The following is an 11,502-nucleotide window of genomic DNA, read 5'->3' as shown; positions in this document are numbered from 1 at the left end:
AGTTACTGGACAAGTTTCGGAGTTTTTCCGTAAAGCTGTCCAAGAAACCCGAGTTACTGGACAGGTTTCGTAGTTTTTCCAAAAAGCTGTCCAAGAAACTTGGATTTCTAAACATTTCCTTGCATTGTCTAAAACCTGCGATAGAGCGAGTTCACTTCTGAATACGGGGAGTGAATTGTTTTTTTTGAAAAATAAATGTTGATTCCTTTTTTAAGAATAACTTATAGTTAAAGACGTACAGAAGCTTTAAGGAGGACTAACAGTGAAACCTATTTATAAAGGCAAAACAAAAGATGTATATGCACTAGAGGACGGAAATTATTTATTAAAGTTTAAAGATGATGTAACAGGAGAAAATGGAGTATTTGATCCAGGTGCCAATACGGTAGGTTTAACACTGGAGGGTGCAGGTCGTGCGGGATTAAGCCTGACTAAATTCTTTTTTGAAATTTTAAAAGAAAAGGGAATTCCCACTCATTATATTGATGCAAACATTGAAGAGGCTACGATGACAGTGAAGCCTGCTACCGTTTTTGGAAACGGCCTTGAAGTCATTTGCCGCTATAAGGCAGTCGGAAGCTTTCTTCGTCGCTACGGGATGTACGCTGAGGAGGGACAAGCCCTTGATGCGTTTGTAGAAGTAACGATTAAAGACGATGACCGACAGGACCCGCCAATCAGCGAGGATGCACTTGATATGCTGGGAGTCCTTTCGAAAGCTGAATATTCCGTACTAAAGGACTTAACAAAGCAAATCGGACAAGTGGTAAAAGATGAGCTGGCGAAAAAAGACATTGAATTATATGATATTAAATTTGAATTTGGCAGAGTCGGCGAAGACAAACAAATCGTTTTAATCGATGAAATTTCAGGTGGAAATATGAGGGCTTATAAAAATGGCAACTATATTGAACCGCTAAATTTAGAAAAATTAATGTTAGAAAAATAATAGATTTTATTTAGTAAAAGTGGCTGGCATAAAGTTAGCCGCTTTTTCTTATGCCCATTATTCAGTTTTAAAAACAGATTATTCTGTCAATAATGATAAAAAAGCAGAAAGGATGGGCCCCTTATGATTAAAGTGAAATTATTTGACCACGAGCATGAGAAGGATTTGGAGCTTGAAATGAACCGTTTTTTAGAAAAAATAGAAGAAAAAAAGCTAATGGATATAAAATACAATGTAGCCGCCGTACATGAGGACGAAGATGAGCAGATTTATTGTTTTTCAGCGATGATTATTTATAGAGCCTGATAGAATCTCAGGCTCTAATTTCATTAGAGGGAATTTGCAGTAAGAGCCGCATTCACACCTGCTAGCCTTCCTGTCACAAGTGCAGAAGTAATATTATATCCACCTGTATATCCGTGGATGTCAAGAATTTCCCCACAAAAGAATAATCCGCCCATTAATTTAGAAGCCATTGTCTTCGGATCAACCTCTTTTACTGAAACTCCACCTCCGGTCACAAAAGCTTTTTCAAGCGGAAGGGTTCCATTGACGGTAAACTGAAACATTTTACAGTTCTTCACAAAGGTTCTTACTTTTTCATTGGAAATATTAGCTCCCTGTGCTGAAGGGTCAATCCCGCTTTTCTCAAGTAAGAAAAGCAGATACCTTTCCGGCAGCAGCCCTTTTAATAAATTTTTGATGCTTTTTTTCGGTTCAGACTTAATTCCTAACAAGATTTCCTGATATAAAGGTTCTTCCTTTTTATCAGAAAGGGCATCAATACTCATGGTGACTTCTTTCAAATTCCATTTCTTCATTGCTTTTACAACGAATTGACTGCATCTAAGAACCGCAGGCCCGCTAACGCCAAAGTGAGTGAAAATCATATCCATTTTATGAGTAATTAATGCTTTTCCTTTAGGATTTAACACACTTAATGCAACGCTGCGAAGAGAAAGTCCTTGCAGAGATTTGTCCTTAATAAATGCCTCTGCCGAAGTAACAGGGACCTCTGTCGGAAATAACTCAGTAATCGTATGCCCCGCCTTTTCAGCCCACGCATATCCGTCTCCAGTTGAACCTGTATGGGGCACAGATTTTCCTCCGACTGCCATCACAACTGCTTCCGCCTCGAAGATTTCTCCGCTTCTTAGCTCAACCGCCTTTACGGAACCATCTGAATAATGGACATTTTTAACAGGACTGTTTGTTTTAATATCTACTTTTAGTTCGCTAAGTTTTGAAAGTAAAGCATCCACAACCGATTGTGCCTTGTCTGTCACAGGAAACATCCGACCGTGATCCTCTTCCTTTAGCTTAATGCCCAGATTCTCGAAAAACTTAATAATATCCTCGTTGCTAAAAAGAGAAAAGGCACTGTATAAAAATCGTCCATTCCCCGGAATATGTTTAATAATTTCATCAATCGGCAGCCTGTTCGTCACATTGCATCTACCGCCGCCTGAAATGGCAAGCTTTCTGCCAAGCTTGTCCCCTTTATCGATAAGCAGCACTCTAGCTTTCTGCTCAGCAGCCCCAATCGCAGCCATTAAACCGGATGGCCCGCCGCCAATCACAATTACATTATATTTCATTTATTCACCAACTTAGCCTTCAGTCTTAAAATCCTATTCATTATATACGAAATGTGGGTAGTTTCATAACCCTACAACAATAGGGACTTATTTGCGAAAAAATTATTGCCATAAACTATCTCTAGGTAGCAATCCTTCTTAAAGAAGAGTAAACTACAAATAGTGTGCAAATTTCGTTTTGCGCTTTTTCTTTTAAAGGAAGGGATAATAATTTATGTCATCTAAGCTTTTAAGGGGGACCTTTATCTTAACCCTTGGCACGATTATTTCAAAGGTACTGGGGTTATTTTACGTCATACCGTTTTATCATATAGTTGGGGATGAAGGGAATGCCCTTTATACCTTTGCATACATTCCTTATACGATATTTATTAGTATTGCTACTGCCGGGGTACCGTTAGCAGTTTCAAAATTTATTTCAAAATATAATGCTTTAGAAGAATATGCTGTTGGCAGAAAGCTTTTTAAATCCGGTTTGCTTGTCATGATGGGAACGGGGCTTATCGCCTTTATAGCATTGTATCTATTAGCTCCATTGATAGCAGAAATTAGCCCCCATAATGAGTCTGTCACTGCTGAGAACGGGGCAACTGTCATTCGAGCAGTGAGCTTCGCACTTATTCTTGTTCCTATTATGAGTCTCATCCGAGGCTTCTTTCAGGGGCATCAGTCAATGGGACCTTCTGCTTTATCACAAGTCATTGAACAGATTGTTCGAATTACTTTCGTACTTGTAGGTGCGTATATCGTTTTACATATCATGAAGGGAAGTCTTGTTACCGCGGTTAGTGTAGCAACCTTTGCGGCCTTTATTGGCGCTATTGGAGGATTAGCCAGTTTATTATGGTACTGGTATAAACGGAGACCTTATTTAGATGAGCTGCTCTTGAATGATAAAGGTACAATGGAAATTTCTCTAAAGGAAATGTATAAGGAAATCATCGTTTATGCAGCACCTTTCGTTTTTGTCGGAATTGCAAATCCGCTTTTTCAGTTTATTGATCAGCTGACCTTTGATAGAGCGATGGCCTCGATTGGATTAAAGGATGAAGCAGTTACAGCTTTTGCCGTATTAACATTCCAAACGCATAAGCTTGTCATTATTCCGGTATCTTTAGCTACAGCCTTTTCGTTAACATTGGTGCCTAGCATTACAAAAGCATTTGTGGAAGAGGATCGATCCAGTTTAAATCATCAATTAAATCAGGCTTTTCAGGTTTTATTATTTTTAACACTTCCGGCGGTTGTTGGTCTCTCTTTACTTGCAGAGCCGATTTTTACACTATTTTATGATCATAAGGAATTAGGTACAGAAGTGTTAAGGGCTTACGCACCTGTAGCGATATTATTTGCTTATTACCTAGTAACAGCGGCGATTTTACAAGGAATAAATGAGCAGCGCTATACTGTATTAAGTTTGCTCGTCGGTTTACTGATAAAATTGAGCTTAAATATTCCGCTTATTAAGGTATTAGAAACAAATGGAGCTGTTCTCGCAACAGCTATTGGCTATGCAGCAGCTATATTAATTAATTTATTTGTTATTAAAACATATGCGAAGTACCCATTTAAACTTGTGTTAAGAAGAGGGCTTTTAATAGTCCTATTTACGTTATTCATGTTCTTAGGCACAGGAATTGCGTATAAGATTCTTACACTCTTCTTATCTCCTGCATCCAGTTTTCAGGCTTTAATCATCGTCCTTATTTGTGCAGCAATTGGTGCTGGTATTTACTTCTATTTAAGCTTTAAAACAAGATTAGTGTATTTCTTATTTGGCCAAAAGGTCGATCGTGTCATGAAAAAATTAAGACTGCGTTCATAATAGGGGGCTACTTAAATGCGCATAGATAAAATGCTAGCCAATTTAGGCTACGGAAGCAGAAAGGATGTTAAGAAGCTGCTTAAAGATGGGGTTGTTGAGGTAAATGATCAAAAAGTGAAGGACCCTAAACAACATGTTGATCCAGATAAAGATACAGTAACGATAAACGGAGAAGTTGTAGAATACAAGGAATTCATTTATTTAATGCTGAATAAGCCTCAAGGCGTCATCTCGGCAACCGAAGATTCTGAGCATGAAACGGTTTTAGATTTGTTAGAAATGGAGGATCTCGTATTCTCGCCTTTTCCGGTCGGGCGTCTCGATAAAGATACAGAGGGACTTCTGCTGTTAACAAATGATGGCCAGTTGGCCCATCGCCTTCTTTCGCCTAAAAAGCATGTCCCGAAAACTTATTTTGCTGTTATTAATAGTGAAGTAACGGAAGAGGACGTTGCTGCTTTTAAAAGGGGTGTCATCCTTGATGACGGATACCAAACGAAACCTGGGGACCTAAAAATACTTAAATCTGGAATCACTTCCGATATTGAGCTTACGATTACTGAAGGGAAATTTCATCAAGTAAAAAGGATGTTTGAAGCTGTGGGGAAGCGGGTTATGTATTTACAAAGGCTCTCCATGGGGCCGCTTAAGCTAGATGTAACATTGGAGCTTGGAGAATACCGGGAATTAACGGATGAGGAAATTACGCAGTTAATGGAATATGAAGCCAAATAAAAATCGCCACGACAGGCGATTTTTTTTATGTGCATTATATTAGGATGATATTTTTACTTTTCGTTTGGTCGTTGTCCATTTTCCTCGAGTTGGACTTTTGACAAGGTCGTTATAAACAAGAACATTTAGATCTCTTTGAATGGTGCGAGGAGTAATACCAAATTCCTCTACAAGCTCTTGAGTTGTTACAGTTCCGCGCTTATTAATAAACATGTAGACGGATTTGATACGGTTTAACATCCGGTTAGTTGAAGGTTTCAAAGAACCACTCCCTATCCTTTTTTCAAACCAATGGCAATTACCTGCAACCGACAGCTTCGTTTGAAGAAACATGTCCTTCAAGCAAATGTAGTTTTCTTTTCCGCAGCCATCTCCTTTTCTAATTTCAGTTTTTTTCCAAAATATCATCCTTTACAATCATTGTACCCCTATTTTTTGATAATTTCTACTTTATTGCAGAATTTACGAAAGATTAATAAAACCGCCCCTCTCTGAATTTCTTAATTAAACATATGGATCTTTGAGTTGTCCTATGTTTGGAAAATTCGAAATGGGATAAACTTCCCGTATCCTGTTTGAATGAATTTTTATATAATCAAACTTTGTTAGGGTTACGTATTTGAGCTGGTGGGACAAGGAACCTCTGTCCTAAATAAAATTGAAAGGATGGAAGGCATTTGCAAGAACAATCTTTGCGGGATCAATTGGTGTTTCCTAAAGAAAATGTATATTTTGCCTTTGTTGCTTTATTTAGTATTCTCGCGTATATCTTTTTAGCGTTTTCGGTTGTTGGAATTATTTTTATTATCGTTATTATTTTCCTATCGGTTGTACTCCATGGAATTATGATGGGCGGCATTAGACGGAACGGTGTGAAAATCAGCAGGAATCAGTTTCCTGATCTTTATGAAAAGGCTGAAATGACTGCAAAGGATATGGGGCTTACAGTGATGCCTGATATTTATGTCATAGAATCAGAAGGAGTCTTAAATGCCTTCGCAACCCGTTTCTTTAGAAAAAATATGGTCGTTCTTTACTCCGGAATATTCGAATTAATAGAAAGAAATGCTGAAAAGGAAGTATTATTTGTCCTTGCACATGAATTTGCCCATTTAAAAAGGAAGCATGTATTCATAAGCTTTCTACTTTTGCCAGCGATGTGGGTTCCGTTTCTCGGCAATGCCTATTTAAGGGCATGTGAATATACGTGTGATCGTTATGCAGCATTTTACATTGAGTCGTTCGAAGCGGCAAAGGATGCCTTAACGATGCTTGCGATCGGCAAGGAATTATATCCAAAGGTCAATAAGCAAGCCTATATGGAACAGCTTCAAACCGAACATGGATTTTTTGTCTGGCTGAATGAGAAATTATCCACACACCCTCATTTGCCGAAGAGAATCTATGCTTTATCCCGATTTTTTTCCGAGGATTCAACATTTGAATTGAAGGAGCCTAAGGGGAAGGTTTGGCTTGGTATTATTGGTGCAGGAGTAGCTGTTGTCATTTTGTCAGCAGGCATTTTTGTCGGAATGAAAGCAATAGAGAAAATGGATTTTTGGTCTGAAATGTCATCGGGAATTGAAGGGGCTACCCCTCTCATGAATGCAGCCAGTGAAAATGATACAGAAACCATTCAGTCTTTATTATCAGATGGCGTAGAAATTGACGCACAAGATTCAGAAGGTTCAACGGCACTACATTGGGCTGTTTACAATGGGAGCCTGGAAGCGGCTGAATTGCTCCTAGAACATGGGGCAGACCCTAATTCCATTGATACTTATGAATCTAGCCCGCTTATTAATGCAGTATACAATGATGATGTTGCAATGGCAGAGCTGCTTTTACAAAATGGAGCAGATCCTAGTTATCAGGATTCAGAGGGCTATACAGCCTATGATTATGCAGTTGATTTTGGCAATGAAGACTTGATCAAATTATTAAAACAATAAAGTGGAAACTGCTCTTCAGTTGGAGAGCAGTTTTTATTTTGTTCATAAGAAACTTTTTCCATTATTTATTCGTACTAAATAAATGGGAGGAGAAGGAATGAACCTATTAAATGTAGATATTAAACAGGCAGGCTATGAAAAGGATTTAGCAATTATACATAATATACAATTTGAAGTTGGAGCAGGAGAACTTATTGGGATGATTGGTCCAAATGGGGCAGGGAAGAGTACAACTATTAAGACCATTCTTGGCTTACTAGAAAATATAAAGGGTGAGGTAACCTTCCAGCCCGAAGCTAAATATTCTTATATTCCGGAAAGGCCTATCTTTTATGATGAGCTCACTTTATGGGAGCATTTAGACTTTATTTCATCAGTGGAAGGATTAAGTGATAAAAACTATAAAGACCAGGCAAAGGAATTGCTAGTGCAATATAAACTGGCTGAGCATGCACATGAGTTTCCAGGTAAATACTCCAAAGGAATGCAACAGAAGGCGATGCTGATATTATCCATGATTACTAATCCAGATATATATATCATTGATGAGCCTTTTATTGGATTGGATCCAAATGCAATGAAGCTTTTTCTTGAATCGATTCAGCGTGAACGTGAAAGAGGAGCAGGTATTCTTATGTCTACTCATGTTTTGGATACAGCAGAAAAGGTATGTGACCGTTTTTTAATTGTCCATAAGGGAGAGCTTAAAGCAGCCGGGACTTTAGATGAAATTAGAACTCAATGTCATCTACCTAATGGTTCACTCTATGATTGCTTTCATTTAATTGCGGAAGGCCATGAAGATGAATAGCTGGAACATATTTGCAGATCGGTTAGTTAGAGGGTGGAAATATCAATATGGTGTGATCCGTTCGATTGCCGATTGGACAATCATCCTTTACTTAATTATCCCGGCTAGTGCCATCTTTTTGATGATGTACCGTACATGGTGGCTGGAACCGCCTGCGTGGATTGCAAACATTCCATTATTCTTGCTGTTCTTTGTCCTTTATTTATTTTCATGGAGCGGAAACATTCGTACGTTCGTACAGGAAGCAGACAAAGTATTTTTAATAAAAAATCAGCCAATCTTTCTTGGAATGAAAAAATGGGGGTATGCCTACTCAATCCTTTCACAAGTTATACAAATAGCTGTTTCCATCTTTGTTTTTCTTCCATTCTTAAGAAAACATTATTTTCTCGATTGGCAGCAGATCATTTCGCTATTCATTTTCTTTATTGTACTGAATACCATGATTTTATTTTTAAAATTCTTAATGAGAAAAATAGAGACAAGGCTAAAAAGGATTGCAGCTGGAATTCTATTATTCATTCTTTTAAGTTGGTCTAGTCAACTTATATTTTTACTTTGGGAAAAAGGTTTGCTTTTTCCAATCTATTTATGCAGTGCCTTATTAATGATTATTTCCATTTTTCAAAGCTTGCGATCGATCCAAAAAGTCTCATCCATCGATCAAGATATTTCCCAGGGCAATGAAGCCAAAATGAAGAATATAGACTTAATCTTTAAGCTTTCACATGATATAGAAAAGCCGGTTATCGTTTCTATAAGAACAAAGCCCCTTTTATTCCGCCGTTCAAAACGAATTTTTAAAAATCGTAAAGAGATTAACGGGTATATAGAGCTATTTATAAAAATCTTTATTAGAAACTATTCATATATAGGGGGATATTTACAGATCATATCCGTGACAACAGCAGCAATTGTCATTATCCCGCCACTTTGGATAAAAGCTCTTATTTTCATAGGCTTTCTTATTATGATGTATTCATGGCTTTCATTAGTTTGGGATAGGGTGACAACATCCAATCCGATCAGCAAGAAATACAGTGAAAGTACCTATTATTTTGCTGCTAGAAAAAGGACAGTTACAGCCTTTTTCGTTTTAGCCATTCTTCTAATTGGGATATTCATTACTTGTTGGCTTTTCGTTTTCATGCAATTCGGATTTAGACCAGGGATGTTTGGTCGTTAATTCACCAAGTGTGTTCCATTTGAAAGAGAGATATAATAAATCAGAGGTCGCACAACGATACATTTCTTAGCAAAGAACAAAGGAGGAAGAGCTATGAGTGCTATTAATTGGCAGCAAGAAGTCGAAAACAGAAAAGAAGCTCTGCTTGAGGACACAAAAAAACTTTTACAAATAAAAAGTGTGTTAGATGAAGAAAACTCAACAGAGGCGGCTCCTTTAGGTGAAGGGGTAAAGGAAGCACTTGATTTTATGCTGAAGCTTGGAGAAAAAGATGGGTTTACTCCTAAGAATGTGGGTAACCTTGCTGGTCACTTGGAGTTTGGACAGGGGGATGAGATTGTCGGGATTCTCTGCCATGTCGATGTTGTACCTGAAGGAGACGGATGGTCGAGCGATCCATACGGCGCCGAAATTCGTGACGGAAAACTGTATGCGAGAGGAGCAATTGATGATAAAGGGCCAACAATGGCAGCTTATTATGCGATGAAAATTGTGAAGGAGCTCGGGCTTCCGTTGAATAAGCGAGTACGTATGATTATAGGTACAGATGAAGAAAGTGATTGGCGCTGTGTAGAGCATTATTTTAAACATGAAGAAATGCCAGTAATGGGATTTGCGCCGGATGCTGATTTTCCGATTATTTATGCAGAGAAGGGAATTTCTGACTTTGACCTAGTTCAAGGAACTGTAGAGATTCAAGAAAAAGATTTTCAAGTAGAGGTACTAAGCTTCCAATCAGGCAGAAGATATAATATGGTCCCTGATTTTGCTCGGGCAGCTCTTGGCGTACAATATGAGTCTATAGAAATTATTCAAAAATATACCGGCTTTCTAAGTCAGTATGAGCTTAAAGGGAAGTATTACATAGATAACGGTGAATTAATATTGGAAACTGAAGGAGTTTCCGCTCATGGAATGGAGCCTGACCACGGGAAAAATGCCGGTCTATATTTGGCTGAGTTTCTTACACAATTGAAATTGGATTCCAGGGCAGACCAATTTTTAAAATTTGTATCTACCTATTTTTGGGAGGATTCCCGTGGGAAAAAGCTTGGGATCGATTATAAGGATGATATTACAGGAGATTTAACAATTAACGTAGGAAAGCTTGTTTATACGCAAGCCGAGGGCGGAAGGCTAGGTCTAAATCTGCGCTATCCAGTAACAAACAAAATGGAAGAAACAAAACATAGGCTTGAAAGCATTCTAAAGGAAGAAAATGTTTCAATAGAGAATTTTACAGATTCGAAGCCACACCATGTGGAAGAGGATGACTTCTTAATCCAGACATTAAAAAAAGTGTACGAAGAGCAAACAGGCAAGGGAGCTGAGTTGCTTTCCATCGGGGGCGGAACATATGCCCGTTCCTTGAAATCAGGTGTTGCATTTGGACCGTTATTCCCTGGGAGAGAAGATGTAGCTCATCAAAAGGATGAACATATCTATATTGAAGATATGTTAAAAGCTGCTGCTATATATGCTCAGGCCATCTATGAGCTTGCCAAGTAAGAAAAATATTTGTTAAAATTGCTCCGAAGTTACGAAATACTAGGATGAGGAAGAGGCGACAAGCATGGAGTATGTCATCATTAATGGGGAGTTTATTAACCGTACTGAGGCCAAGATTGATATCGAGGATCGCGGGTATCAATTTGGCGATGGAGTTTACGAAGTCATTCGGGTCTACAACGGGAAGATGTTTACAGCCAAAGAGCATCTAGAGCGTCTGATTGAAAGTGGAAAAAAGATTAACATGAAGATAGCCGATTCCGTAGAGGAATTAAGGAATATGCTCTCTGAATTGATTGAAAAGAATCAACTTACAATGGGTACGATCTATATGCAGGTTACTAGAGGAATCTCTCCAAGAAGTCATGCTTTTCCAAGTTCTGATATTCACCAAACATTTGTAGCAAATACGAAAGCAGTCGATAGACCGGTTGAAAACATGAAAACAGGTGTGAAAACGATTTTGGTAGAGGACATTCGCTGGCTACTCTGTGACATTAAAAGTCTTAATCTTCTAGGTAATATAATGGCAAAGCAAAAGGCTGTAGAAGCAGGCTGTTTTGAGGCTATCCAGCACCGCGGGGACACCGTAACAGAAGGAAGCTCATCGAATGTTTCCATCATTAAGGATGGAAAGGTGATTACCCATCCAGCCAATAACCTTATTCTAAATGGGATCACGAGACAAAAGGTTATAGAAGTTTGCCGGAGCAACGATATTCCTGTTGAGGTAAGAGCTTTCACATTGGAAGAACTGAAACAGGCTGATGAAGCATTTATCTCAGGAACAACGGTTGAGGTCACCCCAATTATTGAAATTGATGGAGAGAAAGTAGGTAATGGTGCACCGGGTGCATTAACTAAACATATTCAAGAGCTATTTAATCAAGCCATTGAAAAGGAATGTGGCAGTCTTTAAAATAGGAAAGAACCAGTA

Annotated in this window: 11 protein-coding genes; 9 read left to right on the top strand and 2 right to left on the bottom strand. The window is 38.4% G+C overall.

All coding sequences use genetic code 11. From position 1 onward, the window contains the following. The first annotated feature begins 262 nt into the window (after positions 1-262). Together V7122_RS05745 and V7122_RS05740 are read left to right on the top strand one after the other, a co-directional pair. On the top strand, positions 263-949 hold the full coding sequence (locus tag V7122_RS05745) for a phosphoribosylaminoimidazolesuccinocarboxamide synthase (RefSeq protein WP_335526020.1): 687 nt from the start codon (positions 263-265) through the stop codon (positions 947-949). A gap of 123 nt (positions 950-1,072) precedes the next feature. Then, positions 1,073-1,255: a sporulation protein Cse60 gene (locus V7122_RS05740; protein ID WP_335345150.1), complete on the top strand. Its 183-nt coding sequence runs from the start codon at positions 1,073-1,075 to the stop codon at positions 1,253-1,255. A gap of 23 nt (positions 1,256-1,278) precedes the next feature. Here V7122_RS05740 and V7122_RS05735 read toward each other — a convergent pair whose 3' ends face one another. Beyond that, positions 1,279-2,547, bottom strand: coding sequence for an NAD(P)/FAD-dependent oxidoreductase (locus V7122_RS05735; RefSeq protein ID WP_335526019.1), 1,269 nt, complete (start codon positions 2,545-2,547; stop codon positions 1,279-1,281). 214 nt (positions 2,548-2,761) lie between these two features. Here V7122_RS05735 and V7122_RS05730 point away from each other — a divergent pair, with 214 nt between their 5' ends. Together V7122_RS05730 and V7122_RS05725 are read left to right on the top strand one after the other, a co-directional pair. After that, positions 2,762-4,372 carry a putative polysaccharide biosynthesis protein gene (locus V7122_RS05730; protein ID WP_335345152.1) on the top strand — a complete coding sequence of 537 codons (1,611 nt, stop codon included), beginning with the start codon at positions 2,762-2,764 and terminating at the stop codon, positions 4,370-4,372. 15 nt (positions 4,373-4,387) lie between these two features. Further along, the gene (locus tag V7122_RS05725) at positions 4,388-5,107 is read left to right on the top strand and encodes a pseudouridine synthase (RefSeq protein ID WP_335526018.1); all 720 of its coding nucleotides are present in this window, start codon (positions 4,388-4,390) and stop codon (positions 5,105-5,107) included. A 39-nt stretch (positions 5,108-5,146) separates the two neighbouring features. On the opposite strand, the gene V7122_RS05720 is transcribed toward V7122_RS05725, so the two are convergent. Then, entirely contained in the window at positions 5,147-5,368 is a 222-nt protein-coding gene (locus V7122_RS05720) for a DeoR family transcriptional regulator (RefSeq protein ID WP_066294579.1), read from the bottom strand. Positions 5,369-5,784: 416 nt separating this feature from the next. Between V7122_RS05720 and V7122_RS05715 the strand changes: the two genes are divergently transcribed. The 5 genes from V7122_RS05715 (at position 5,785) to dat (ending at position 11,484) form a co-directional block, all read left to right on the top strand. Continuing rightward, positions 5,785-7,059: a M48 family metallopeptidase gene (locus V7122_RS05715; RefSeq protein WP_335526017.1), complete on the top strand. Its 1,275-nt coding sequence runs from the start codon at positions 5,785-5,787 to the stop codon at positions 7,057-7,059. A gap of 97 nt (positions 7,060-7,156) precedes the next feature. After that, positions 7,157-7,870 (top strand): ABC transporter ATP-binding protein, encoded by a 714-nt coding sequence (locus V7122_RS05710; protein WP_335486654.1) that lies wholly within the window; start codon positions 7,157-7,159, stop codon positions 7,868-7,870. Next, entirely contained in the window at positions 7,863-9,056 is a 1,194-nt protein-coding gene (locus V7122_RS05705; protein ID WP_335526016.1) for an ABC transporter permease, read from the top strand. The genes V7122_RS05710 and V7122_RS05705 overlap by 8 nt, the downstream gene beginning before the upstream one ends. Positions 9,057-9,149: 93 nt before the next feature. After that, a complete protein-coding gene (gene pepV / locus V7122_RS05700; RefSeq protein ID WP_335526015.1) occupies positions 9,150-10,565 on the top strand; it encodes a dipeptidase PepV in 1,416 nt (471 codons plus the stop codon). Between the two features lie 64 nt (positions 10,566-10,629). Then, positions 10,630-11,484 carry a D-amino-acid transaminase gene (gene dat, locus V7122_RS05695; protein ID WP_335526014.1) on the top strand — a complete coding sequence of 285 codons (855 nt, stop codon included), beginning with the start codon at positions 10,630-10,632 and terminating at the stop codon, positions 11,482-11,484. Positions 11,485-11,502: the final 18 nt, after the last annotated feature.

Origin of the sequence: Bacillus sp. JJ1532, assembly GCF_036965085.1 — a bacterium.
Classification (GTDB): Bacteria; Bacillota; Bacilli; order Bacillales; family Cytobacillaceae; genus Cytobacillus.
Note: the sequence above shows the minus strand (reverse complement) of the source record. Positions and strands in the feature narration are given on the sequence as shown.

What these genes read in the sequence shown, in the direction of transcription:
- V7122_RS05735 (WP_335526019.1), bottom strand. Translation starts at nt 2,547, where the DNA reads ATGAAATATAATGTAATTGTGATTGGCGGCGGGCCATCCGGTTTAATG.
- V7122_RS05710 (WP_335486654.1), top strand. Translation starts at nt 7,157, where the DNA reads ATGAACCTATTAAATGTAGATATTAAACAGGCAGGCTATGAAAAGGAT.
- V7122_RS05740 (WP_335345150.1), top strand. Translation starts at nt 1,073, where the DNA reads ATGATTAAAGTGAAATTATTTGACCACGAGCATGAGAAGGATTTGGAG.
- V7122_RS05705 (WP_335526016.1), top strand. Translation starts at nt 7,863, where the DNA reads ATGAATAGCTGGAACATATTTGCAGATCGGTTAGTTAGAGGGTGGAAA.
- V7122_RS05725 (WP_335526018.1), top strand. Translation starts at nt 4,388, where the DNA reads ATGCGCATAGATAAAATGCTAGCCAATTTAGGCTACGGAAGCAGAAAG.
- V7122_RS05730 (WP_335345152.1), top strand. Translation starts at nt 2,762, where the DNA reads ATGTCATCTAAGCTTTTAAGGGGGACCTTTATCTTAACCCTTGGCACG.
- dat (WP_335526014.1), top strand. Translation starts at nt 10,630, where the DNA reads ATGGAGTATGTCATCATTAATGGGGAGTTTATTAACCGTACTGAGGCC.
- pepV (WP_335526015.1), top strand. Translation starts at nt 9,150, where the DNA reads ATGAGTGCTATTAATTGGCAGCAAGAAGTCGAAAACAGAAAAGAAGCT.